The organism is Pyxidicoccus caerfyrddinensis (assembly GCF_010894405.1).
Taxonomy (GTDB): Bacteria; Myxococcota; Myxococcia; order Myxococcales; family Myxococcaceae; genus Myxococcus; species Myxococcus caerfyrddinensis.
The window spans coordinates 399,822-423,019 of record NZ_JAAIYA010000006.1 but is presented as its reverse complement, the minus strand read 5'-3'; the positions used below and the strand labels follow the sequence as shown (position 1 = coordinate 423,019).

Here is a 23,198-nt window from a genome sequence, read left to right as displayed (position 1 = left end):
AGCCGTGACGCGGCGGGCCCCTCGTCGCCTCACTGCATTGACACCGTCCAGGAGTAGTTGCCGTTCGTTCCAATGGAAGTCAGGGTCGCCTTGCAAGTCGCGGCCGTGCTGCCCTGTGAAGTGCCCGTTCCATTCGGCGTCCAGTACCCGGAGGTGCCCAGAATCGGGTTCGGTGGGGTGTAGAGGCTACTGAGGTTGAAGCTGCAGGTCTTGGTGCCGCTCGTGTATCTGAAGGCGAGCGCGGTGTTGTTACCGCAATCCGTCTGGTGCGGCGTCGAAACCGAATTGGCTGGAACCGGTCCGAGGCTCGGGATGATTGTCCCGCACGTGTTCTGGTAGCTATTCGTAATCGCGCTGGTGGTGATCTTGTTCTGAATGGTGAAGGTGATGGTCGCCGCCTGTGCAGAGCCCATGCCCAGTGCGGCCGCCGAGAGCGCTGCGGCTAGCTTGAAGTTTTTCATGAATAACCTTTGGCTGTGCGGGAGTCTGTTTCCCTATCTTCAAACCAGACGTCCCCTGCGTTTTATCCAGGCGAGCGGTCCCGACAGGCAGTTTAGACTCCATGCAGCCGCCGAGCACTGCGATGGATGCCTGCAACCCCACGGTGGTTGCCCGGCTGCCGTTCACCCGAGCAGGTTCGACCCGACAACGGAGCCCACCCTCGGCGCGGGCCTCTCCGGCATCGGCGCACGTGAAGCAAGCCGGAGGGGACGGTGATGTACGAGGGGGTGAGGGAGAACCTTGCCACGCTGCTGGCGGAGGCGAGCGACGTGGGGCGCGGCCTGCTCCGGTACGTAGAGCGGGACTTCGCCAGGTACCTGGAGTGCGGCGTGCTGGTGCACGGATTCGCGCGGTTGCGCTGCAAGCGTTGTAAGGACGAACTTCTCGTCGCCTTCTGCATCGCCGGGTAAATACTCACCTCACGGTGGCTACGCGAAGTTGAAGGCCGAGTCTCAGGGCCACTGGGACGCGACTTCGCCCGGCGTCGCTGACGCACTGTTTCCACCCGTCCTTGCTTGCAGGGACTTCACGTTCAAGGGCGTCGCGGGAAGGCCGGTGGGCGTCCTCAGCCCGGGCGCCATGAAGACCTCGCACATCGCGATACGCTATCTCTCCCGATGGCGGCCCGTCGGGAGCAAGGCCGAGGTGGAGCAGCTCATGAGGCAGTGGGGCCTGGTAGCCGGGGCCTCGTCGCGGCCCGGGTCTCCTCGTCCAGGATCCTGGTGGAGGGTGAGCAGGTGAGCCACGTCTTCAACGTCGTCCACGGCAGCGACGGCATCCACTTCATCGACGTCCCCAACGGGAGCGCGAACTTCAACGCGTACGACGACTTCTACCCGCTCCGAACGCAATGAGCCGGAGCGGCCGCCGGTGGGCGAGGTGCCGCCCACCGACGGCTTGACGGAAGGTCAGGGGTTGAAGGTCAGCGTGTAGTTCGACGCGCCGCCGGTGTTGAGCTCTCGCCAACCCAGGTTGCGGGAGTTGGTATTGCAGGTGTTGTCACACCAGTTGAAGCCGCTCCACGGGGTGCACGTGAAGTAGGGGCCGGCCCAGGTCAGCCCTCCGCCCTCGGCGTAATAGTATGAGATGGTGTTGGTGATGGCGGAGCCATAGACAATCTTGCACTGCCCTGGCGTCAGTTCCCACCAGCCCGCCTTGCTCCAACTGCTGCCATCCTCGGCAACGCAGCCGGGGTTGTACCAGGAATAGGCGGTCCAGATGGTGACGCTGGTTCCATTGCAGAACTGCACCCAGGCGTGGGCCGGCCCGGCAATACCGAGCCCGGCGGCCACCGTGACTGCCATCGCAAGCTTTCTCGTCGTCATGGGGTCTCCTCAATCTCGAACGGGGTGCACTACTTGAGGAGGCGCCGCATGGCGCCGGGAGTCTGGGTTTCGGAAGACGCGGAGGGGCTCGCCCGCTCCGCGCCCGCGGAGACGGAGAGCTGCGTCGTCGTCGAGGGGTCGACCACGTACCGCACCGGAACCGCAGTCACGGGCGCCGACGTGGCCGTCGCGGCCAATTCCTGTGCAGAAGGCAGGTCCCGGGCGGGCGAAGCCTGGACATTGGAAGGCGGCTGCGCCGGTGAATCGTCCTGCGGGGTGTTTCCACATCCCATGGCAACGGTCAGCAGACCGAAGCACATGCAGGTCATATTCATTTTCATGGCAATGCCTCCTTTGAAACCGCAGGTCCGGGATTAACTTCAAAGCCTGCAATTCACCAGGACGCCGGGGCGATTTTGACCCAGGACGGCAATTCCTGTCGGGCTTTCGACAGTTCCAGCGGCGAAAACCCGACAGGGCGGGCTGCGGCCTCCACGGGCGGCCCGGGACTCCCTGGCGCAGCTCAGGGCACGGTCACCGTCGCCGTGGTGCTGCGATGAGTGACCGCGTGGCGCTGTCCTGCCCGTGGGCGGAGGGGCTCGCCAGCCAGTCGTGCACGAAGTTCTCGGCGGCCACCGGGGCCCGGACCTGGATGACCCGCTCCTGCTCCGGCGCGAGGGCGCCGGCTCCGGTTCGGCGCTCTACTCTCCGAGCCAGTACAGGTGGTCATTGCTGCTCAGGGCTCGTTCGAGAAACTCACTGAACGACGCGGCAATCTGCCGCACGCGACGCGGGTACGCCTCGTGCCACGCGTCCAGCAGAGGGAAGGGGGCAGGCTTCGCGACGTCGACGAGCACGAAGTCTGAGTCCTGGCAGTCAACCACCGGGTACCAGGAAGTGGTGGTTTCCGAGTCATCCCTCCGCCGAAGTCGAGCGGTAGCTTGCGGTATCTCTGCCAGGGAGAGGATGCGGTAATTGGGGTCGTCATCCCGTGGCACGAACAGCGTCGCGCCGTCGCAGTGCAGGTAGAACGTGCGCAGGTCTGCATCGAGTTGCCAGCCCATCTGCGCCTCGAACTCCGCGACCTGAGCCGGCGTTGCCGGCGGATTCGGGAAGTGGCTGCGTGAAATCTCTTCGATGAGTTGCCGCATGGGTTAGTCCGAGTACGGCAGGTCAGGCCCGATGGCTCGCCATTTGCCGTCGTTGGCGTAGCACGCGGGGTACGCCTTGTTGATGACCTCGTGGACATCCGGAGGAACCGGTAGGACATTGCCGGGCGTCGTTGGGGCGCCGCCATGCAGCAGGTCGAAGATGTGATGCCCGGGCCAGTTGTCTCCACCTGTCTTCGGCCACGCGCCGAACTCTTCGCCCCACCCTTTCCGAAAGCTACGGCGAGCATTCTCCCATGTCTTCCTCAGGAGTTCCGTCTGGCCTAGCGGGAGCTCAGGGTAGTCGCAGCAGCAGTGAGGGAGAAGAACCGGCCGCGCCAATCGCCCTTGACGTCGGCAAGCCAGATGCACCCCATCAGCATGCGCCCAGATGCGGCACAGCGCCGTTGGCAGCTTGCCATCAGCTTCGCGTTGCAGCTCCAGGGCCCGTAGTAGATGGTCGTCTCCACGATACCGCCGCCGGGACCTGGCATGGATGGCCCCACCCATTTCGCTGATGCGGGCGGGCGGAGAGCACTGCCGCCAGTGGCCGAGCCACAGCCCGCCGCGCCCACCAGCAACACCGCCAGTACCGTGCACGTCAGCTTCGACATGCCTGAGCGGATAGCATGGAAATCAGGAAATATAAGCTATTCGTTCCTGGACCTTTGCGGGAATGCGCCGTTGGCTGAGGCGCACGCGCACGTTGACGAATAAGAGGTCCGCTCGTTCAACGGGTTGCCAGGTTTGTGGTTCTGCTCCTACTCGTGGCTCCCAGGACCCGCTTGTTCTTCATCGCGTTCATCGAGCCTCCAGTCACGTGGCTGCCGCGAAGTAGTGCTCGCCGTCGAGGTCGGCGATGAGCCCGGGCTCGGCGGGGCGCCAGCCGAACTGTGCGCGCGTACGCTCCGCCGATGCCGGGATATCGCGCGAGAAGAACCTTCCCAAGAAGCCGAAGTGCTCGTTCGCCTCTTCGGGCGACTTCGAGACGAGCGGCACGCCGAGTCGGCGACCGATGACGCTCGCGATGTCACGGGTGGGCACGCCCTCGTCGGCGACAGCGTGGAGCCTCGTGCCCGCCGGTGCGCGCTCGAGCGCGAGCCGGAAGAGGCGCGCCGCGTCGAGCCGGTGCACGGCAGGCCAACGATTCGCGCCATCTCCGACGTACGCGGCGACGCCCTTCTCGCGCGCGATGGCGATGAGGCGCGGCACGAAGCCATAATCGCCCTTACCGTGGACCGACGGCGGGAGCCGCACGATGGATGTACGCACGCGGCGCGCGGCCATCGCGAGCACCGTCTCTTCCGAAAGGCCGCGCGGCGAGCCGGCGGGCGCCGCGTCGGTCTCGGTGGCCGCCAACATGCCCGAGGTGATGACGAGGGGTCTATCGGAGCCCTCGAGCGCGGCACCGAGGTTCTCAATTGCGCGCGTGTCGGTGCGCTGCGCCGCCTCGTACTGCGAGAAGTCGTGGACGAACGCGAGGTGGATGACCCCGTCCGACTTCGCCGCGCCGGCGCGCAGGCTGTCGAGGTCATCGAGCGAACCCCGATGCGCCTCGGCTCCGACCGCGGCGAGGGCCTGAGCCGCGGCATCCGAGCGAGCAAGCCCGACGACCTGATGGCCCGCACTGAGGAGCTCGGGGACGACCGCTGAGCCGATGAAACCGGTTGCTCCGGTGACGAAGACACGCATGGCAAACCTCCTGATGGCAGAAACTGACATCACCTTTAACAGGTGATGTCAGTCCCTGCAATCAGGTATGCTCGGAGCCGATGGCCCGCTGGGAACCCAACGCACGCGGACGGCTCGAGCAGGCCGCGATGGAGCTCTTTCAAGAGCGCGGGTACGTCCGAACGACGGTGGAGGAGATCGCCGCGCGCGCGGGGCTCACGGAGCGAACCTTCTTCCGCTACTTCACCGACAAGCGCGAGGTCCTGTTCTCCGGCTCGAGCGACCTCCAGAAGCGCATGACGGACGCCACCACCGACGCCCCCGAAGCGACGGCACCGCTCGACGCGGTCGCTGCCGCACTCGAAGCCGCCGCGGCCGCGCTCCAACAGCATCGTGACGAGAGCTACGTCCGGGCACGGCACGCCCTCCTCACGGCTCACGCGGAGCTTCGAGAGCGGGAGCTGATCAAGCTCGCGTCGCTCACGTCGGCCGTCGCGCAAGCGCTTCGCAAGCGCGGCGTCGCCGAGCCCACCGCGAGTCTGACCGCCGAGGCGGGAATCGCGGTCTTCAAGGTGGCGTTCGAGCGTTGGGTGACCGGCACCGAGCCGCGTGACTTCTCGCAACACGTCCGAACGGTGCTCGACGAGCTCAGAGCCGTCACCGCGGGCAGCGCGCGTCCCATGGAGGCGGCGCGGCGCGAGTCGCCGAGGCGCCGTCGCACTTCGAAGTGACGGCCACCGGGGCTGATACACTGCCCCGGTGAAGGCCACCCCGAAGAGTCAGGACTGACGGCCGCCTCCCCTGCCCGTCCTCTCTCAGCGCCCCAGCGCGAGCCGGATGGCGCGCTCCACCGGTGAGCCAGCGCCGTCCTCGCGGTGGAGCTGGAAGGGCTGCTTGGGGAACAGGGGCGGCTGGGCCATGAACTTCGGCCGGGTTCCACGGTGCGGCTGCGCGGCGTGCACCAGGAAGGGGTGGCAGAGGTAGACGGTGCCGGCCTCTCCCGTGGCGAACGCAACGGGGCACCCCTCCGTCGCGTCCAGCTTCTTCGCCAGCTCCATGAACGACAGGCCCGCGTCCCCTTCCGGTTCGAGCAGCCGCGCCACCTGGCGGTGCGAGCCCTCGCGGATGCGGGTGGGGGCATCGTCCTCGCCCACATCGGAGAAGAGGAAGAGCATCAGCAGCGCGCGGCCTCGCGAGGCCACATTCACGCGCCAGTCGAAGAACGACGAGGGGTCCTTCCCCGGGAAGCTGGCGTCCACATGCCAGCCGTCATCACCGGGCGCTTCGCTGCTCGGGAAGCGCACCGGGAACGAGCCGAGGCTCATTCGGGGCAGCCAGCCTCCGGGGCCCACGAGTCTGTCGAACGCGGCATGGAGCCGGGGCGTGTTCGCCGCGAGCCGGAAGGGTTCCTGTGCGTATTCGCCCAGCCGGACGACGGGGCGGGTCCACGTCGCCGGGTCGTCCGGCGCACTGCCCGTGTCACGCCAGAGAAGCTCGCGGGCCTCCGCCGCCAGCTCGGACGGAAAGGCCCCGTCGATGCGAATGAAGCCGTCCTCGATGAACCGCTCGACCTGCGCGCCCGAAAGCTCCACCCGCTGCTCCTACTTGTGCCGCTTGCGCTCCGCGCGCGCGGGCTTCTTCGCCGCCTTCGAGGGCTTCGCCTTCCCCTCCGGCGGCAGTGACTCCAGCCACGTCCGCACCGCCTCCGCGCGGACGTCCCGGCCGGAGGCCTTGAAGTGGTCCCCTGCCTTCGACGCCTCGGTCCGCGCCTCGGCGGGCTGGCCTTCCTTGTAGAGCGCCTGCGCCAGCGCGAAGCCGGACTCGCCCAGCGAGTCCTCCTGCGCACTCGCGAAGGCCACCGCCTGGCGCAGCGGCTCCACCGCGTCGCGCGTGCGCCCCAGTCCCAGCAGCGCCTGCCCGACGCCGTCGTAGGAGTAGTGCAGCTCCTCGTCGCCCGGCTCCAGGTGCTGGCGCTTCACCGCCAGCGCCTCCTGGTAGTCCTTCAGCGCCTCCTCGTAGCGCTTCAGCCCGAGCAGGCTCATGCCCTCCTCGTCGAGCGCCTCCGCCACCTTCAGGTGGTCGTTCCCGAGCAGCTCGCGGTGGATGGCCACCGATGCCTTCGCGTGCTCCAGCGCCTTCGTGAAGTCACCCTGCTCGCGCAGCGCCATGGACAACGCCTGGTGCCGCCGCGCCACGTCCAGGTGCCGGGGCCCCACCGCCGCCTCCGTCTGGTGAAGCGCCTCCTCCAGCACCTTCGCGGCCTCCGCGTACGCGCCCGACTCCAGCAGCGTGCGGCCCAGCGTGAAGGTGACTCGCGCCCGCTTGGGGTGACCCGGCTCCAGCGTCTTCGCCAGCAGCGCCGATGCCTCCTGCAACTGCGCGCGCGCCTCCTCGGGCTTCTCCTGCATCAGCGAGAGGTTGGCCCCGTTCACCAGAAGGTCACTCTCCAGCAACGCGTCGCCCCCGAGCCGCTGGAGCGTCGCCTTCCCCAGCCGCGCCCACCTCGTGGCGAGGTCGAAGCGCTCCCGCTCGCCCTCCACGAAGAGCAACTTGTTGAGGACGGAGACCTCCAGCCGGTCCGCCCTCCCCGCCTCCGCGTCGAAGACGGCCTGCTCCAGCAGCCCCGCTCCCTGCTCCTTCTGCCCCTGCAACGCCTGCAACCACCCGAGGTGGAAGCGCAGCTCCGCCATCAGCGGCAGGTACCCCGTCGCCACCACCAGCGGCTCCAGCACGCGCGCCTTCTCCAGCGCCTGCGGCTGACGGCTCGTGTCCAGGAGCGCCTTCACCTCCGACAGCCGTCCCTCCAGCGCGTCCAATTCCGCGCGCTTCGTCGGGTCCGCCGGGCGCGGCTGCTGCTCGCTGAGCGCCTCCACGTCCGCGCAGTCCTGCGGCGACGGCAGCGCGTACGCCGCGTCCAGCGCCTTCTCCACGCCGGGCTTCTCCACGCTCGCCAGCGCGCCCACCAGCGCCCGCAAGTCCTTGTGCCTCCGCTCCAGGCACACCACGCGCTGGGACAGCAGCGCCTCCGTCTGCACCGCGTGCACTCGCGTGGCCTGACAGGCCTCGGTGTGCTGCTTCGCCCAGGTGCTCGCGTAAGCGTCCAGCACGCCGCCCACGCGCGTCGCCATGTCCGCCGCCATGGGGCTTCCCGTGGACTGGAAGGCCGCCGTCACGCGCTGCCTCGCCTCGGGGCCCCAGGCGTCCGCGAGCAACCCTTCCGCGCCCGCGCACACCCGCGACTGCCACCACGCCACCCCTCCCACCGCGGCCACCAGCGCCGCCGCCGCCACCGCGCCGCCACCCAGCCTGCGCCGCCGCGCCAGGTGCTGCTCCTGCGACAGCGCTTCCAGCAGCTCGCCCATGGAGGCGAAGCGGCCGTCCGCCTCCAGCGCCAGCCCGCGCATCACCGCGCGCCGCACCCACGCCGGCACCTTCGAGTCGCGCGGCGGCTCCTGGATGAGGTCCGGCGGCAGCACCTGACGCGCGAGCGCCTGCTCCCCCGCCGCGAGCCTCCGTGCCTTCGACTTCGCCGCCCGCGACAGCTGATCCGGGTCGAACGGGCGAGAGCCATAGAGCGCGCGGTACAGCGCCGCACAGAAGCTGAACTGGTCGCTGCGCGCGTCCACCGCGTCGCCCCGGAACTGCTCGGGCGACATGAAGGGCGGCGTGCCCAGCACCACGCCCGCCTGGGTGAGCGGCTCGAACAGCCGCCCCGAGCCCTCGGAGCTCGGCGACGGCAGCTCCGGGAGCCCGTCCTCGCGCCCGGGGTTCCCCACCGGCCGCGCCAGCCCGAAGTCGGTGACGAAGACGCGGCCGTCACGGCCCACCAGCACGTTGGTGGGCTTGAAGTCGCGGTGCACCAACCCCACCGCGTGCGCGGCCTCCAGCCCCCGGCCCGCGGACAGGTACGTCTCCAGCGTCTCGCGCCAGGAGCGCGGCTTCGCCTGCTGCCAGTCGCGCAGCGTGCCGCCCTCCACCAACTCCATGGTGACGAAGACCTGCTCGTCCCACTCGCCCACGTCGAAGACGGGGATGACGTTGGGATGCGAGACGCGCGCCATGGCCTGCGCCTCGCGCAACAGGCGCGTGCGTCCGGCTTCCAGGTCGGTGTCCGCGCTCGTCACGCGCAGCAGCTTGAGCGCCACCTTCCGGTCCAGGTCCGGGTCATAGGCCGCGTACACCACGCCCATGCCGCCCTGCCCCAGCACCTTCAGCGGGATGAAGCGCCCCACTCGCGCGCCCAGCGAGCGCACCCGCGCCGGCGGTAGCGGCCCGTCGCGTCCTGTATCCGGCCGCGATACCGGCGCCACGCTGCGCGGCGGCGACGCACCGTCGTCAGACGTCACCTTCGTCGACAGCTCCGGCCCGGTTCCAGGCTCGGCGCCCGTGTCATCTCGCTCGACCATGGGGGCCAGTCTAGCGGTGAAGTCCGGGTGTGCCTGCTTCCATCCCCTACATGTGTCAGGTCCGCCCGCAATCGTGCGATTTCCCACGCACCGGCCCCCGGGCCACACCCTCAGTCCGGATTAATTCGGCAACTTGCGAAAACCCGGACCGATAATGAGTCAGGCGTAGAGCGTCTGGGAGGGACCGCCATGGGCGTCAACTTCAACATCTTCACCGCGCGCAACCGGGAGGCGGCCACCGTTCAGGGCCCCGTCCAGGAGCAGGTGCCCGCCGTCGTGGAGCGGGAGCGCCCGGGGCGGACCGTGCAGGTGGCGCGGCGGGTCCAGGACACCTTCGAGGCGGCGCCCGTGAAGCGGGATGACCTGCCCAAGCTCATCGTGCCGGACGCGCCGGGCGCGAAGGAGCTGCCGCGCATGGAGGACCCGGACGCGGCCCCGGTGAACGAGGCGGCCGAGGCCCAGGCCGAGAAGGGCTGGGAGACGAACGAGGACGCCGTGGCCCAGCAGACCGAGACGGGCTGCGGCGAGGCGAGCCTGGCCTACTTGAACAAGGCGAGCCGCAAGGACGAGCCGCCCCGCTCGGCGGACCAGGAGCTCAAGGAGGTCCGCGCCAAGGCCTCGGAAATCAACCAGCCGAAGACCACCGAGAAGAAGGTGGACGTCAACCTCAAGGACGGCGCCACGGCGGAGGAGATGGGCGTGGTGCTCGGGGAGATGGGCATCGACGTCACCGAGGGCTTCGAGAAGTACGACGCCAACGCCATCAGTGCCGCCCTGAAGCGGGGCGAGTTCGGCCTGGCCCTGGTGGACTCCAACGCCATCCTCAACTCCGCCCTGCCCGCCCACAAGCAGCGCAAGGAGCCCGGCGAGCTGCACTGGGTGACCATCGACGGGTTCAACAGCGGCAGGAACAAGAAGGACGCCTCGGACGACAAGTACCGCGTGAAGGACCCCGTCAACGGCGAGTACTGGGTGAAGGCGAAGGACCTGGAGAAGGCCATCGAGCAGGGCAAGCAGAGCCACGGCGGCGGCGGCGTGCTCGCGGTGGAGAAGCGCAAGGACGTGGACACGCGCGAGAAGCGCGAGTCGCTCGCCGAGAGCAACCGTCACCGCACGCACGGCCTGGGCAAGGGCAACGGACACGGCAGCCGGCGCCTCAGCGTGGGCGAGTCCAGCTAGCGTCGCGACGCCGCTCCCGCGTCACCGGCCCCCGCCTCCTTCGAGGAGTGCGGGGGCCTTTCATTTCAGCCCCACGGGGCGCTCGCCTCAGTACGCGAAGTAGGTGGGCGCCGTCGTGCTGGTGAAGAAGTCGAGGTAGGTGGCCACGTAGTTGCTGCCGCTGCCCGTCTCACCCTGCAGGGGTCCCGTCTTCGTGCCCCCCACCGTCACCGTGGTGCCGTTGCTGGAGATGGCCACGTTGCAGCCGTTGACGTTGCCCGCGCCGTACAGCACCACGATGTCCGACTCGCGCACCACCGTCATCGTGGCCGGGTCGTAGTGGCGGACGCGGCACTGGATGTTGGCCGAGCCGCTCGGCGTACCCTTGTACGAGTAGCCCGTGACCACGCCCAGGTTGTTCGCCGCCAGCGAGATGGGCGGGTTGGTGTACGACGTGCCAATCACGATGCTGGACGCGGGATAGGCGCACGTCGCCGAGGCCGACCGCCGCAGGTAGATGTTGTAGTAGGGCGGGGACAGCGGCACGTTGAACTTGTCGATGGCGAAGGAGCACCCATTCGACGTGCCAGTGAGCAGCGTGCCCTCGTACGTCCCGACGGGCTCGGACCCGTCGGACGGCTGCGAGGCCTCCTCCGGCCCTCCACAGGCGGACAGGGAGACGGCGGCACAAAGCCAGACAGCGCGCTTGAGCAATTGCATGAACGAAACTCCGGTTGCGGGGAGTTCCGGACTTTAGGCGAAGCCCTGTTCAAAACCAAACAGGGTCTCGCCTGAGGTTGCAAAGGTAGGAATTGACCCGCCGCGGCTATTCCTTCTCGATGTCGCGGTCCCAGAGCTGGACGCGGGTGTTGGCGTCCTGGAGGCGCCGCGTCAATTCGGCTGCAATCGCCACCGAGCGGTGTTTGCCACCCGTGCACCCGAGCGCCACGGTGAGGTAGGCCTTCCCCTCCTTCTGGTAGCGAGGGAAGAGGAAGCGGCAGAGGTCCACCACCTTGTCGAGGAACTGCTGCGTCTCCTCGCGGTCCAGCACGTAGGCGGACACCTTGGGGACCTTGCCCGTCAGCCCCTTCAGCTCCGGGACGAAGTACGGGTTGGGCAGGAAGCGCACGTCCAGGACGAGGTCCGCCTGCGGCGGCACTCCGTACCGGTAGCCGAAGGACATGATGGACAGGCTGGGCCCCGCCGCCGGCTCCGGGCTGAAGCGCGCCTGCACCATGCGCTTCAAGTCGTGCACGTTCAGCGCGGACGAGTCGATGACCTGGTCGGCCAGCTCGCGCAAGTCACGCAGCGCCTCGCGCTCGGACTTGATGCCCTCGGCGACGGTGCCGCTGGGGGCCAGCGGGTGGCGGCGGCGCGTCTCGCTGAAGCGGCGGATGAGGCTGTCATCGCTGGAGTCCAGGAAGAGCACCTCCACCTGGTGTCCGGCGCGGCGCACCTCGGCCAGCATGCGGGGGGCGTCCTTGAGGAAGACGCCCTCGCGCACGTCTATCACCAGGGCCATGCGCTCGAAGTGGCCGCCGCCCGCCAGCTCCGTGAGCTTGGGCAGGAGCAGCACCGGCAGGTTGTCGATGCAGAAGAAGCCCGCATCCTCCAGCGCCCGGATGGCCGTGGACTTTCCGGAGCCCGACATGCCGGTGATGACGACAATCTGCTTAGAGGGGGCGGTCACTCGACCTCTTCTCCCAGGGTGCGGCGCATCGCCCCTTCGGCGATGGCCCGGTTGAGCCGCTCGGCAAACTCCCGCGCGGAGTGGTGGCCCTGCAGCTTCAACAATTGGTTGCGCGCGGCCACTTCGATGATGGTTGCCATGTTACGGCCCGGACGGACCGGCACCACGGACAGCGGGATGTCGACGCCCACAATCTGCAGGTGTTTGTCGTCCACTCCCAAACGGTCGTACTCCTGATGCGGGTCCCACTCCTGCAACTCGATGACCAATTCAATCTTCTTCTGCTCACGGACCGCGGCAACCCCGAACAAGTCCTTGATGTTGATGATGCCGAGGCCGCGAATCTCCATGTGGTGCTTGATGACGGGGTTGCCGGCCCCGTAGACGGCCCCCTTGCGGCGGGTGACGTCGACGATGTCGTCCGCCACCAGCCGGTGGGCGCGCATCACCAAATCGAGGGCAATCTCGCTCTTGCCGATGCCGCTCTTGCCGAGCAGGAGGATGCCCACGCCGAAGACGTCCATGAGCACGCCGTGGAGGCTGCTGGACTCGGTGAGGGCCTCTTCCAGGAAGGTCTGCACGCGCATGATGAAGTCGCTGGAGAGCAGCGGCGTCTTCATCAGGGCGAGGCCCGCCTTCTCGCACGCGGCGACGAGCGCGTCCGGAATCTCCAGCTCCTTGGTCACCACCACGCAGGCCAGGTCCTCCTCGCCGAAGAGCTTGGCGAGCGACTCGTGCTGCTTGTCCTCCGGCAGCGTGCGCAGGTAGGAAATCTCCGTGTTGCCGAAGACCTGGACGCGGCGGGGGTGGAGGTGCTCGGTGAAGCCCGCCAGCGCCAGGCCCGGCTTCTGGATGCGCGACGAGTCGACGGTGCGCGTCAGGCCGCCCGACCCGGCGACCAGCGTCAGACGCAGGTCGTAGTCGCGGTCCTCCAGCAGCTGGGAAATGCGGATGGATTTCATCGTCAGGACGTGGATATCACCGGAGCGCCCTTTTGAGGTGTCCGCTGACCGTGCCCCCTGCCCAGCCACCCGCTCCCACCTCCAGCGCCTCCTCCGAAGCCTCCCCTGGAGCCCCCTCGGACGCCCTGGCCGAGCGCCATCTCGGCCGGGCCCTGCTCGTGGGCATCCTCGCCGTGGGCGCCGCCTTCCGGATTCATTGGGCCCTCAACGATGACGGGCTGTACTGGCCGGACGAGGTGTACCAGAGCCTGGAGCCGGCGCATCGGCTCGTCTACGGGTACGGCCTGGTGGCCTGGGAGTTCGTCGAGGGCGCGCGCAACTGGGTGCTCCCCGGGCTGGTGGCGGGAGTCCTGGGGCTCGCCCGGCTGCTCGGTGTGACGGCGCCGGGCGCGTACCTGGGCGTCATCAAGGGCTTCTTCGGCATGCTGGGCGTGGCGACCGCCTGGGGGAGCTACCGGCTGGCGCGCTCGCAGGGCGCGTCGGAATTGGCCGCGGCGGCGGGCGCGTCCCTCTTCGCGCTGGCGGCGGTGCCCCTCTACTTCGCGCCGCGGGCATTGAGTGAGAACGCCTCCGCGCTGCCGGTGGTGCTGGGGCTGGCGCTGGCCCTGCCCAAGGCGAGCACGCGGCGGGCGGTGCTGGCGGGGGCGTGCCTGCTGGGCGTGGCGGTGCTGCTGCGGCTGCAGAACGGCATCTTCTGCGTGGGGCTGCTGGGCGTCCTCGTGGCGCAGCGGCGGTGGCGCGCGGCGGGCGAGTCGCTGGCGGTGCTCGCCGGGTGGGCCTTCGCCTATGGGCTCCTGGACTGGCTCACGTGGGGCCGCTGGTTCCACTCGGCGCTGGTGTACCTGGACTTCAACATCCTGCGGAACGGCGCGGCCGGCTGGGGCACGGCGCCCTTCAGCTACTACGGCCGCGTCCTCTTCCAGGGCATGCCGGCGGTGACACTGCTCACGGGCGTGCTGGTGCTGGTGGCCGCGCGCCGGGCGCCGGGGCTCATGGCCGTCGCGGCCATCTTCTTCCTGCTGCACGCGCTCCAGCCGCACAAGGAATTGCGCTTCCTGGTGCCCGTGCTGCCGCTGTTCGCCGCGCTCGCGGGCGTGGGGCTGGACACGGTGCTCACGGGCCTGGGCTCCCGGCTCGCGAGCATGGCGGCGCTGGGCGTGGTGGCGGTGGCCGCGGTGTCCGGCCTGCGCGCGGGGCGGCTGACGTTTGGCGACGTGGGGCAGTACGAGGACTCGCGGCCGAAGGCGAGCGCCTGGGACGACGCGGGGGACGTCAACCGGCTGCTATTGGCGGCCAGCGGGCTGCGCGACGTGTGCGGGCTGAAAATCGAGGCGGCGCACCTGGCGTGGACGGGCGGCTACAGCTACTTCCACCAGCCGGTGCCGCTGTACCCGCACAACGGGCCGCCGCGGGGCTCGGGCCTCTACAGCCACGTCATCACCCCGGCCCAGCATGCCTCCGGCGAGGTGGTGGCCCGCTCCGGGCCGCTGGTGCTGGCGCGCCTGCGCGAGGGCTGCGTGCCGGACCCGGGCTACTCGTGGCGACTTCCGTGAGCCAACGGAAGCCCGTCGAGGCCATTCCCCCCAGGCCCGCGCGTTGCTAAGCCGCGAGTCATGTCCGACTGCCTCTTCTGCAAAATCCGAGACGGCCTCATCCCCGCCCGGGTCGTCTACCGCGACGAGGTGTGCCTGGCCTTCGAGGACATCAATCCCCAGGCGCCCACGCACGTGCTGTTCGTCCCGCTGAAGCACATCCCCACGGTGAACGACATCACCCTGGAAGACCGTGAGACGGTGGGCCACCTGCTCACCGCCGCCGCCAAGGTGGCCCGTGAGCGCGGCCACGCCGACAACGGCTACCGGGTGGTGATGAACACCCAGCGCGACGCGGGGCAGACGGTGTTCCACATCCACCTGCACCTGCTGGCGGGCCGGCCTCTCATGTGGCCGCCGGGCTGAGCGCTCTCGCCCGGCCGGGCTCCTGCCCCGCCGGGCAGCCGGGCGCGGCGCGCCCCACGGAGCCTGGGGCCGCGTGTTAGCGTTCGAAAGCCTTCAGGGTTCTTTCCGCCGCATGCCCTTCAGTCCCCAGTCACCGCCAAGCAACCGCCGCGCGTACACGCTGCTCTCCGTGCTGCTCGCGGGCGTGGCGGGCACGGTGAATGCCACGGGCTTCGTGGCGCTCGGCATGCACACGTCGCACATGTCCGGGAACGTGGCCACGCTGGGCGAGTCGCTCGCCACAGGCAACTGGCACGGGGTGCAGCTGGCCGGGCAACTGCTGCTGTCCTTCCTGCTGGGGGCGGTGGCCGCCACGGCGCTGCTGGAGGCCTCGCGCCACCGTGCGCGCGGCCGTCACGCGGCGCCGCTGCTGCTCGAGGTGTGCCTGCTGGGCGGCATCGGCCTCTGGCTTTCGTCCGTGCCCGGCACGCGCGAGCCCACCCTCATGTGGGGCCTGGCCTTCGCCATGGGGTTGCAGAACGCGCTCGTCACCCGCGTGTCCGGCGCGGTGGTGCGCACCACGCACATGACGGGCGTCATCACCGACATCGGCATCCAGCTGGTGCAGATGGTGACGTGGGTGCGCGAGGGCGCGCGAGGCCACGGCGCGCGGGGGCTCTTGCGCCAGGTGCGTGAGCTGCCCTCCGCCATCCAGTTCGAGCGCACCCGGCTGCACCTGGGCCTGGGGGCCGCCTTCCTCTTCGGCTGCACCAGCGGGCCGATGCTCTTCCTCCAGTACGGCCCGGCCACCCTGGCGCTGCCATGCGCGGTGCTGCTGTTGCTGGTGGTGCTGGACTTGAGCGCCGCCGCGAGTCCGCAGCCCGCGCCTCGCGCCTGACGTCACTCCGGCTCGGGCTGGGATACGGAAGCCGGGGGCGTCGTTCCAGAGGACGCCTCCACGTCCATGACGCTTGGAGCGGGGCCCGGCTTGCGAAGCACGTGCAGCACGCTGCTCTGCTCGTCCGTCCACGTGAAGTCCGGCTCGCCGCGCAGGCCCAGGCGGCGCACCCGCGCATCGGCCTGGACGAAGGTGGGGCCCCAGGAGAACTCCCGGTCCGGGCTCAGCAGCATCCAGTTGCTGCGCAGCGCGGGGCCCGTCGTCTCGTGGAACACGAAGGTGGCCCGCAGGCCCAGCGCCTTCGCGTGCGCCAGCGTCAGGGGCAGCAGGTCCAGGTGCACGTTGCTGATGTGCATCGCGAGCACGCCGTGCGGCGCGAGGTGCCGGACATAGAGCGCCACCGCCTCCTGGGTGAGCAGGTGCACCGGGACGGAGTCCGAGGAGAAGGTGTCCAGCGAGAGCACGTCGAAGCGCTGGGGCTCGCCGCGCTCCAGCTCGCGCTCCAGGGAGATGCGCGCGTCGCCCTCCACCATCTCCACCTTCCCGGGGGTGTCGCTCAGGTAGGAGAAGAAGCCGCCCTCGCCCTGCGCCAGTGAGATGACCACCGGGTTGATTTCGTAGAAGCGCATGACGTCCCCCGCCTCGAGGAGCGCCGCGCTCGTGCCCACGCCCAGCCCCAGCATGCCGACGCGCAGGCCCGGGGGCAGGCCCACCGCCTCGCGCAGCCGGCGCTGCTCGGCGATGGCGAGCCCCAGGCCGGACTCGCGCGTGAAGTAGGTGGTGGGCACGGAGCGGCGCTCGGGGGCGACGAACTGCCAGCCGTGGGTGATGGAGCCGTGGCGCAGGCTGTAGAAGTGCGTTTCCGCATCGTCCCGGTTCTGCTCCATCACCCGCACCACGCCGAAGAAGTTGCGCGCGCTGAAGCGCGCGCGGCCCAGCTCGCGGGCCACGGTGTAGACGAGGTTGCCCGCGACGATGAGCAACATGGCGCCGCGCAACATGCGCCGCATGCGCAGGCTCCGCGTCTCCGCCGGAGGCTGGCTCGCCATGCCCGCGAGCGCCAGGAGGAAGCAGGCGACGAGCGACAGCGGGTACTCCCAGTAGGCGCGGAAGATGGCCGGGGCCACCACGCTGACGAAGAGACCGCCGAGCACCCCGCCCGCGGAGACCCACAGGTAGAAGGCGCTCAGGTGCCTCGGCGCGGGCCGCAGCCGGTACAGCTCGCCGTGGCACACCATGCAGCCGGCGAAGAGGGCCGTCGCATACGAGGCGAGCTGCACCGAGAGCGGGGCGTGCGGCCCGGCCGTCTGCACGTGCGCGACGCCCGCCCCCGAGCCGATGAGCAGCACCGTGCAGAGCGTGCGCGAGTAGAAGGACTCGCGCGCGAAGGCGAGGATGAAGGTGATGAGGTAGAGGGCCAGCGGCATCACCCAGAGGAAGGGGCCGGCGGCCACATCCTGGGAGAGCTGGTTCGTCGTCGCGAGCAGCAGCACCGACGCGCACGCGCTCAGCCCCAGCCACGTCAGCGTGCGGCGGACACCGGGGCGGGACTCCTCGTCGCTCGTACCTCCGGGGCTGCTCGCGGACTCCGGGTCGACAGGGGCGTTTCCGGACGCGGCAGTCGGATGAGCGGACAGTGCCCCGCCCTCGTCACTCCTGGCGGGTGCTTCCGCCGGTGCGGGGCTGGCACCTTCCGGGCCCACTTGCGCGTCCGCGCGGCGCAGCACGTCCACTGCGCACACCGCGCACGCCACCGCGAAGACGACGAAGCCCGCGCCCCAGCCCCACGCCTGCGCGCCGCGCCCCACCCACGGCTCCACCAGGAAGGGATAGCCGAGCAGCGCCAGCAGCGAGCCCACGTTGGACAGCGCATACAGCGGATAGGGCGAGCGGCCCGGCCGCGCGCGGGCGAACCACGACTGCAGCAACGGCCCGGTGGTGCTCAGCACGAAGAAGGGCAGGCCGATGGTGGCCGCCAGCATCACCACCAGGCGCAGCACCGGAAGGTCCGTCTCCGTCGGGCGCCACCCGGGCCCCGGTGCCACCGGTGAGCCCTCCCACAAGGCCCGCGCGCCCAGCACCGCCACCGCCACCGCGAGCAGTCCCAGGTGCACCCGCGCCTGTGTGCGCGGAGCCAGCCGTGACGCCAGTCCGTGCGCGTACGCGTACCCGCCCAGCAGCGCGGCCTGGAAGAAGAGCATGCACGCCGTCCACACGCCGGGCGTGCCGCCGTACCACGGCAGCGCATAGCGCCCGGCGAGCGGCTGCACGCCGAACAGCAGGAAGGCGCTGGTGAAGATGGCCAGGGCGTAGCGGAGCATGGGGACCCCCAGGGTTTCCCGCCCTCCGACGCTTGTCAAAGCCGCGACTTCCCGGTGGGCCGGGCGGACCGCCGGCCCCCCGGTGGACTCCGTGCCCGGAGCCGCCGTTTCGCGTCCCTAGCTTTGTCGAAAGCCAGGGGAGCGACGACATGAAGCAAGGCGCGAGACGATGGGTGGTGGGGCTGCTCGCGGGCGGTGCGCTCGCGGCGGCCGGGTGCAGGGGCGGCGAGGGGAACGAGAAGGGCCGGGAGGGCCGCGCTTTGGAGACGCCCCAGCACCGGCAGAACCAACCGATGCAGCAGGACGCTGCCCGGCCGCTCGGCGCCTCGAACGAGCATCCAGCGACGAACGACCAGGAGTCCGTCTCCGGGGAGCTTGCCCGGGGAACGCCGCTGGGTGGCGGCACCGCGGCCCCCAATTTCAAACGGCGGAGAGAGCCCGCGGGAGGCCTGCCCCGGATGGTCGTGGCCGGGCTTGGGACCAACCTGGCCGATGCCTACCGGGTCAGCCCTCCTGGGGGTGACACGGCCACGGGCGGCTCCGGCAAGGAAGGTGGCACGGCCTCGCAAGGAGGCGCGGCGAAGCCGGGGAAGGGGGCGGGCTCCGCGAGCGGTGGCAAGGGCGGACAGCAGGGCCGCAAGTAGGGTGCGTCAGCGCGAGGGCGCGCGGGGCGCGAAGAGGCGCGCTCCCGAGGGGGCCAGCGCCGTCTCCATGGGGAGCCCATAGAGGGACTCCAGCGCGCCCCGCTCCAGCACCGTGTCCGCCGGCCCCTGCGCGAGCACCTTCCCGTCGCGCAGCAGCAGCACGTGGGTGGCGAAGGCGGCGGCGAGGTTGACGTCGTGGAGCACCGCCACCGCGCCCAGCCCCGCGTCCACGCGCGCGCGCACCCGGGCGAGCGTCCCCACCTGGTGGGCCACGTCGAGGAAGGCGGTGGGCTCGTCCAGCAGCAGCAGCTCCGGCGCCTGCACCAGGCCCCGGGCCAGCAGCAACATGCGCCGCTCACCGCCGGAGAGCGCCTCACCGGGCCGGTCCGCGAGGTACGCGACATCCAGTTCCTCCAGCACGGCGCGCGCCAGCGCCACGTCCTTCGCGGAGGGCAGGCCCCACAGGCCCAGGTGCGGGCCCCGGCCCATCAGCACCAACTCCAGCCCGCTGAAGCCCTCCGCCGGCTCGAAGGTCTGCGGCACCCACGCCACCTTGCGGGCCAGCGCGCGCGGCTCCCACTCCGCACGCTCCCGGCCGAGCAGCCGCACCTCGCCGCGCACCCAGGGCACCACCCCGAGCACCGCGCGCAGCAGCGTGCTCTTCCCCGTGCCGTTGGGCCCGAGCACCGCCCACAGCTCGCCGGGGCGCACCTCGCAGTCCACGCCGTGCAGCACGGGGCGCGGGCCGTAGCCCGCCTGCAGCCCCCGGGTGACGAGCAGCGACGTCACGGAGCTACTCCAGGTTCTTGCGCCGGGAGTTGAGGTCGCGCTTCATGTCCCGCACCTTGGCCAGCGTGTCCGGGTCGTTGACGTCGCCGGCGGCCTCCACCTCGTTCTTGATGCTCGTGTAGCGCGTGCACCAGAGCCCCAGCTGGAGGCACGAGTACTGGTTCTTGAGCCGGTTGTAGAGCGCGTTCGTGTCGCGCCACTCGCGCTGCAGCAGCGTGGTCTCGCGGCTGCTTCCTCCCCGGATGATGACGGGCCGCCCCGGCTTCTTCGGGGGCGGCGCCCTCTTCACCTGCGCGGCGTCCTTCGGCGGGGACGTCGGGGCCGGGAGCGGCGCGAGGAGGTCCGAGTCCGCGTCCTCCGCCGCCACGGCCGTGGGCGCCGCCGGGGTCGGCGCGGTGCCAGGCGCCTCGGCCGTCTGCTTCGCGGCAACGGGCTCCTCGGCGGCCTGCTTCGCGGCGGCGGGAGCTTCAACGGCCTGCGCACCGTCCTTCGCGGCGACGGGGGCTTCGACGGCCTGCGCACCGTCCTTCGCGGCGGCGGGCGCCTCGGCGGGAGCGGTCTCCGCGCCGACGGCCGCTTCGACGCGAGCAGTCTCGGCGGGGGCGGCGGCCAGTACGACGGGGGCTTCCGCCGGAGCCTGCGCGGCTCCCTCGGCGCCGGCCTCGGCCGTGACGGCGCTGGAGGGCTTGCTCGCGGGCGCCTTGCGCGCCGGCACCACGGGCTTCGGAGACGGAGGCCCGTCCTCGGGCAACGCCTCCAGCCCCATGGACACGCGGAGCGCGGGGCTGAGCGCGAGCGTCAGGATGGCGCCGGCCAGCAGGACGACCACCAGCCCCACGGCCAGCAACCCCGTCCCCTTGCGCGCGGGACGCTCGGGCAACGACGTGCGGCGGGTGTTCTCGCCAGGGTGGCGCGCGGTGTCGGGCTCGGAGCCCGGGCGGACGGGAAAGGGCGTGCGGCGCGTCTCCTCGTGCGACGTGAGGGACACGCGGACGTCGTCGTCCTCCTCATCGTCCACCCGCGACGGCGCGGGGGCGGGCGCAGGCGCGGAGCGGACGGCCGGAGTCGAGCCCGTGCGGCGGACGGCGCCCTGGGCGGGAATCGACACGGACGAGGCGCGCGCGCGGCGCGGGGAGGCGCGCGGACGGTTCGGCCCGGACTTCTCCTCCGCCCCGGGGTCAGCGCCCTCCACGTCGCGCAGGAGTCCCTCGTCCAGCACCACGCGGGGCTGCGTGTCGTCGTGGCGCTGCTGCTGGACGCGCGGGTCCGTGTCGGCGTCGCGCGTGACGCGGGGCTGCGTGTCCTCGTTCCGCTCGGTGCGCGAGGGGCGGGAGATACGCGGGTGCGTGTCCCCGTCGCCGGGCCGGGGCGCATCCTCGGCGTGGCCCATCTCCTCGGGGGTGAGGACGGGCATCTCCGCCTCGCCCTCGCTCGCCTCGCCGTCACCGGTCGCGGCGAGCCCGGCGTCATCGTCCTCGGCGACGCCCGGAACCACGTCCAGCTCGGCGTTGGGAGCGACGGAGGGCGAGCCCCTGGACGGCGTGGAGCCCGCGGGCGGTGGCACCACCATGGGCATCGCCGTGAGGGACGCGGTGCGCGGCGGCGGAGGAGCCGGGGTCACCAGCGTCACCGCGGGCATCATCACCGCCCCCGTGCGCTGGGGCGCCGCCACGGGCGCCGGGGACGGCGGCACAGGCGGCGCGGCGGCCATGCCCGGACGCATCGGCGCCACGGACGGAGGCGGCGGAGGAGGCCCGGCGCTCACCGACGGACGCGGGGGCGGCTCGGTGGAGGCCGCGGGAGGAGGCGGCGGAGGCGTGGCGCCCATCGCCGGACGGGCGGGCGCCCCCGGGGGAGGAGGCGCCGAGGCGACGGCCGCGGGCGCACCGGGGCGGGGAGCCTGCGCGGGCGCCATGGGAGACGGCACCGGAGCAGCGGCTGGCGGCGTACCCGGACGCGGTCCCGCCGCCTGTGCCGGAGCAGGCACCATCGGCGGGCGGGGGGCCTGGGCGGGCGCACCCACCGCGGGGAGCGCGGAGGCGACGGGCGGCATCGCGGCGCGCGACGGAGGCGGCGGCGGTGGCACCGTGAAGGCGCGCGGCTCGGCGGAGAGCGGCTCGGCGCGAGGGTCCGTCGACTCCGCGGTGGCGGAGGCAGCGGGGGCCTCTGCCGCGTCATCCCAGGGCATCTCCGGGGACGTGAGGGAGCCGACGCTGGGCAGCGCCAGCTCGGTGGGGCGGAGGTCGTGCGGCACGTGCCGCGGCGCGGGCACGGGCGGAAGCGCCTCGGGTGGCAGCACCGCCATGGGGACTTCGCGCGTCAGCGAGGGCGGGCGGGCAACGGGGACGGCGACGGGAGCGGGGACGGGCTCGGCGGCGCCCTGGCGCACGAAGGCCTCGGGCTGCACCTCCACCGAGGACGCCGACTCCGCTCCGTCCGCCGGTTGCTGGCGCGCGGCGCGGGCGCGGGCCTCTTCCTCCAGCGCCTCCAGCGGGAAGGCGGGCCGGGTGGACTCGTCCAGCATGACGCCGGGACGCGTCTCGCCGTCCGTCACCGGGCCGCTGCCGTCGCGGCTGCGCGGCGTGGGCTGGAAGGACAGCGGCTGCACCGGCCCGTCCAGGCGGATGGTCTTCGGCGGCAGCAGGGCCTGCATCGCCGGGCGCGGCGGCCCGCCCTCCTCCGGCCACGCCTCGCCGGGGGGCACGCGCGGCACCTCCTTGAGGGTCGCCAGCAGCCGGCGCTCGGACTGGAAGTCCGCGGCGAACAGCTCGCGCATGAAGCGGCTGACGCTCTCCGGCCCCGCGCTCGCGTCGATTTCCATCAGGCAGGTCTGCAGCCGCCCGCGAAACTCCTCCGCCGTCTGGAAGCGCTGCGACGGCTCCACCGCCAGCGCCTTGGCCACCAGCGCCGTCACCGCGCGCGGGGTGAGTGGCTCCACCTCGTCCAGCGGCGGAATCTTCGGCTGCGCCACCACCGTCATCAGCTCGCCGGGGTGCACGCCGTCGAAGGGGTTCTTCCCGCAAATGAGCTCGTAGAGGCACAGCCCCACCGCGTACAAGTCGCTGCGGCGGTCCACCGGCTGGTGCCGCGCCTGCTCCGGCGACATGTAGAGGAACTTGCCCAGGATGATGCTCGGGTTCGTCTTCGCCGCCGACAGCCGGCTCTTGGCCAGGCCGAAGTCGATGACCTTCACCTCCCCCTCGTAGGAGATGAGGATGTTCTGCGGCGAGATGTCCCGGTGGACGAGCTTCAGGTCCTCCCCGTCGTCGTCCTTCTTGCGGTGCGCGTAGGCGAGCGCGTCCAGCACCCGGCCCATGGTGTAGAGGATGAACGTGAGCGGCAGCGGCACCTGCCTGTCCCGCACGCGCGCGCCCACCTTGCGCAAATCCTTGCCGTCCACGTGCTCGAGGGCCATGTAGGCCTCGCCCTCGTGCAGCCCCATGTCCAGCACCTGGGCGATGGAGCCGTGGCTGAGCCGCACCAGCGTGCGCGCCTCGCCCACGAAGCGCTCGACGAACTCCTGGTCCGCCGCGAGCTGCGGGAGGATTTTCTTGATGACGCAGAGCTTCTCGAAGCCCTGCGCGCCCTCCAGCCTCGCGAGATAGATTTCCCCCATGCCGCCTGTCGCCAGGTGCGACAGGAGCGTGTACCGGCCAAAGGGCTGGGGCCGGAAGGGTCTCAGCCGGGCGGGTTGGGTCGAGGCGTTCATGCGGTGTGGGGAGGCACCACTTGGGCGGGGAGGGCATTG

At 70.9% G+C, this 23,198-nt stretch carries 20 protein-coding genes; 7 read left to right on the top strand and 13 right to left on the bottom strand.

Going from position 1 to position 23,198, the window contains the following annotated elements:
* Positions 1–29 precede the first annotated feature (29 nt).
* Positions 30–461 carry a hypothetical protein gene (locus G4D86_RS17120; protein WP_163994965.1) on the bottom strand — a complete coding sequence of 144 codons (432 nt, stop codon included), beginning with the start codon at positions 459–461 and terminating at the stop codon, positions 30–32.
* 267 nt (positions 462–728) lie between these two features.
* Between G4D86_RS17120 and G4D86_RS17115 the strand changes: the two genes are divergently transcribed.
* Positions 729–911, top strand: a complete 183-nt coding sequence (locus G4D86_RS17115; RefSeq protein ID WP_205519603.1) for a hypothetical protein — start codon at positions 729–731, stop codon at positions 909–911.
* A gap of 498 nt (positions 912–1,409) precedes the next feature.
* Here the strand turns inward: G4D86_RS17115 and G4D86_RS17110 are convergent, their stop codons facing one another.
* The 4 genes from G4D86_RS17110 to G4D86_RS17095 form a co-directional block, all read right to left on the bottom strand.
* Positions 1,410–1,805, bottom strand: coding sequence for a DUF1036 domain-containing protein (locus G4D86_RS17110; RefSeq protein ID WP_205519602.1), 396 nt, complete (start codon positions 1,803–1,805; stop codon positions 1,410–1,412).
* Positions 1,806–1,855: 50 nt separating this feature from the next.
* A complete protein-coding gene (locus tag G4D86_RS17105) occupies positions 1,856–2,167 on the bottom strand; it encodes a hypothetical protein (RefSeq protein WP_163994959.1) in 312 nt (103 codons plus the stop codon).
* Positions 2,168–2,527: 360 nt separating this feature from the next.
* Positions 2,528–2,977 (bottom strand): SMI1/KNR4 family protein, encoded by a 450-nt coding sequence (locus tag G4D86_RS17100; RefSeq protein WP_163994957.1) that lies wholly within the window; start codon positions 2,975–2,977, stop codon positions 2,528–2,530.
* 813 nt (positions 2,978–3,790) lie between these two features.
* A complete protein-coding gene (locus G4D86_RS17095; RefSeq protein WP_163994955.1) occupies positions 3,791–4,666 on the bottom strand; it encodes an SDR family oxidoreductase in 876 nt (291 codons plus the stop codon).
* A gap of 80 nt (positions 4,667–4,746) precedes the next feature.
* Here G4D86_RS17095 and G4D86_RS17090 point away from each other — a divergent pair, with 80 nt between their 5' ends.
* Positions 4,747–5,376 carry a TetR family transcriptional regulator gene (locus G4D86_RS17090; RefSeq protein ID WP_163994953.1) on the top strand — a complete coding sequence of 210 codons (630 nt, stop codon included), beginning with the start codon at positions 4,747–4,749 and terminating at the stop codon, positions 5,374–5,376.
* Positions 5,377–5,460: 84 nt separating this feature from the next.
* On the opposite strand, the gene G4D86_RS17085 is transcribed toward G4D86_RS17090, so the two are convergent.
* Positions 5,461–6,237 carry a phytanoyl-CoA dioxygenase family protein gene (locus G4D86_RS17085; protein WP_163994951.1) on the bottom strand — a complete coding sequence of 259 codons (777 nt, stop codon included), beginning with the start codon at positions 6,235–6,237 and terminating at the stop codon, positions 5,461–5,463.
* A gap of 9 nt (positions 6,238–6,246) precedes the next feature.
* Positions 6,247–9,051, bottom strand: coding sequence for a serine/threonine-protein kinase (locus G4D86_RS17080; protein ID WP_163994949.1), 2,805 nt, complete (start codon positions 9,049–9,051; stop codon positions 6,247–6,249).
* A gap of 189 nt (positions 9,052–9,240) precedes the next feature.
* Here G4D86_RS17080 and G4D86_RS17075 point away from each other — a divergent pair, with 189 nt between their 5' ends.
* A complete protein-coding gene (locus tag G4D86_RS17075; RefSeq protein WP_163994947.1) occupies positions 9,241–10,230 on the top strand; it encodes a hypothetical protein in 990 nt (329 codons plus the stop codon).
* A gap of 87 nt (positions 10,231–10,317) precedes the next feature.
* Here G4D86_RS17075 and G4D86_RS17070 read toward each other — a convergent pair whose 3' ends face one another.
* The 3 genes from G4D86_RS17070 to hprK all read right to left on the bottom strand — a co-directional run bounded on the left by G4D86_RS17070 (position 10,318) and on the right by hprK (position 12,861).
* Positions 10,318–10,929 carry a hypothetical protein gene (locus tag G4D86_RS17070; protein WP_163994945.1) on the bottom strand — a complete coding sequence of 204 codons (612 nt, stop codon included), beginning with the start codon at positions 10,927–10,929 and terminating at the stop codon, positions 10,318–10,320.
* A 106-nt stretch (positions 10,930–11,035) separates the two neighbouring features.
* On the bottom strand, positions 11,036–11,899 hold the full coding sequence (gene rapZ / locus G4D86_RS17065) for an RNase adapter RapZ (RefSeq protein ID WP_163994943.1): 864 nt from the start codon (positions 11,897–11,899) through the stop codon (positions 11,036–11,038).
* Positions 11,896–12,861, bottom strand: coding sequence for an HPr(Ser) kinase/phosphatase (gene hprK, locus G4D86_RS17060; protein WP_163994941.1), 966 nt, complete (start codon positions 12,859–12,861; stop codon positions 11,896–11,898). The genes rapZ and hprK overlap by 4 nt, the downstream gene beginning before the upstream one ends.
* A 50-nt stretch (positions 12,862–12,911) precedes the next feature.
* On the opposite strand from hprK, the gene G4D86_RS17055 reads away from it, so the two are divergent.
* From G4D86_RS17055 to G4D86_RS17045, 3 genes are all read left to right on the top strand, one after another.
* Positions 12,912–14,414, top strand: coding sequence for a glycosyltransferase family protein (locus G4D86_RS17055; RefSeq protein WP_240360301.1), 1,503 nt, complete (start codon positions 12,912–12,914; stop codon positions 14,412–14,414).
* 60 nt (positions 14,415–14,474) lie between these two features.
* Complete coding sequence (locus G4D86_RS17050) at positions 14,475–14,819, top strand: histidine triad nucleotide-binding protein (RefSeq protein WP_163994938.1); 345 nt, start codon at positions 14,475–14,477, stop codon at positions 14,817–14,819.
* Between the two features lie 112 nt (positions 14,820–14,931).
* Positions 14,932–15,696, top strand: coding sequence for a YoaK family protein (locus G4D86_RS17045; RefSeq protein ID WP_163994936.1), 765 nt, complete (start codon positions 14,932–14,934; stop codon positions 15,694–15,696).
* Between the two features lie 2 nt (positions 15,697–15,698).
* On the opposite strand, the gene G4D86_RS17040 is transcribed toward G4D86_RS17045, so the two are convergent.
* Positions 15,699–18,017 carry a fused MFS transporter/spermidine synthase family protein gene (locus G4D86_RS17040; protein ID WP_163994935.1) on the bottom strand — a complete coding sequence of 773 codons (2,319 nt, stop codon included), beginning with the start codon at positions 18,015–18,017 and terminating at the stop codon, positions 15,699–15,701.
* 149 nt (positions 18,018–18,166) lie between these two features.
* Here G4D86_RS17040 and G4D86_RS17035 point away from each other — a divergent pair, with 149 nt between their 5' ends.
* Complete coding sequence (locus G4D86_RS17035; RefSeq protein ID WP_163994933.1) at positions 18,167–18,661, top strand: hypothetical protein; 495 nt, start codon at positions 18,167–18,169, stop codon at positions 18,659–18,661.
* A gap of 6 nt (positions 18,662–18,667) precedes the next feature.
* Here G4D86_RS17035 and G4D86_RS17030 read toward each other — a convergent pair whose 3' ends face one another.
* The gene (locus G4D86_RS17030) at positions 18,668–19,450 is read right to left on the bottom strand and encodes an ABC transporter ATP-binding protein (protein ID WP_163994931.1); all 783 of its coding nucleotides are present in this window, start codon (positions 19,448–19,450) and stop codon (positions 18,668–18,670) included.
* Between the two features lie 4 nt (positions 19,451–19,454).
* A complete protein-coding gene (locus tag G4D86_RS17025; protein ID WP_163994929.1) occupies positions 19,455–23,159 on the bottom strand; it encodes a serine/threonine-protein kinase in 3,705 nt (1,234 codons plus the stop codon).
* Positions 23,160–23,198: the final 39 nt, after the last annotated feature.

What these genes read in the sequence shown, in the direction of transcription:
- G4D86_RS17120 (WP_163994965.1), bottom strand. Translation starts at nt 461, where the DNA reads ATGAAAAACTTCAAGCTAGCCGCAGCGCTCTCGGCGGCCGCACTGGGC.
- G4D86_RS17110 (WP_205519602.1), bottom strand. Translation starts at nt 1,805, where the DNA reads ATGGCAGTCACGGTGGCCGCCGGGCTCGGTATTGCCGGGCCGGCCCAC.
- G4D86_RS17105 (WP_163994959.1), bottom strand. Translation starts at nt 2,167, where the DNA reads ATGAAAATGAATATGACCTGCATGTGCTTCGGTCTGCTGACCGTTGCC.
- G4D86_RS17100 (WP_163994957.1), bottom strand. Translation starts at nt 2,977, where the DNA reads ATGCGGCAACTCATCGAAGAGATTTCACGCAGCCACTTCCCGAATCCG.
- G4D86_RS17095 (WP_163994955.1), bottom strand. Translation starts at nt 4,666, where the DNA reads ATGCGTGTCTTCGTCACCGGAGCAACCGGTTTCATCGGCTCAGCGGTC.
- G4D86_RS17090 (WP_163994953.1), top strand. Translation starts at nt 4,747, where the DNA reads ATGGCCCGCTGGGAACCCAACGCACGCGGACGGCTCGAGCAGGCCGCG.
- G4D86_RS17080 (WP_163994949.1), bottom strand. Translation starts at nt 9,051, where the DNA reads ATGGTCGAGCGAGATGACACGGGCGCCGAGCCTGGAACCGGGCCGGAG.
- G4D86_RS17075 (WP_163994947.1), top strand. Translation starts at nt 9,241, where the DNA reads ATGGGCGTCAACTTCAACATCTTCACCGCGCGCAACCGGGAGGCGGCC.
- G4D86_RS17070 (WP_163994945.1), bottom strand. Translation starts at nt 10,929, where the DNA reads ATGCAATTGCTCAAGCGCGCTGTCTGGCTTTGTGCCGCCGTCTCCCTG.
- hprK (WP_163994941.1), bottom strand. Translation starts at nt 12,861, where the DNA reads ATGAAATCCATCCGCATTTCCCAGCTGCTGGAGGACCGCGACTACGAC.
- G4D86_RS17050 (WP_163994938.1), top strand. Translation starts at nt 14,475, where the DNA reads ATGTCCGACTGCCTCTTCTGCAAAATCCGAGACGGCCTCATCCCCGCC.
- G4D86_RS17045 (WP_163994936.1), top strand. Translation starts at nt 14,932, where the DNA reads ATGCCCTTCAGTCCCCAGTCACCGCCAAGCAACCGCCGCGCGTACACG.
- G4D86_RS17040 (WP_163994935.1), bottom strand. Translation starts at nt 18,017, where the DNA reads ATGCTCCGCTACGCCCTGGCCATCTTCACCAGCGCCTTCCTGCTGTTC.
- G4D86_RS17035 (WP_163994933.1), top strand. Translation starts at nt 18,167, where the DNA reads ATGAAGCAAGGCGCGAGACGATGGGTGGTGGGGCTGCTCGCGGGCGGT.
- G4D86_RS17025 (WP_163994929.1), bottom strand. Translation starts at nt 23,159, where the DNA reads ATGAACGCCTCGACCCAACCCGCCCGGCTGAGACCCTTCCGGCCCCAG.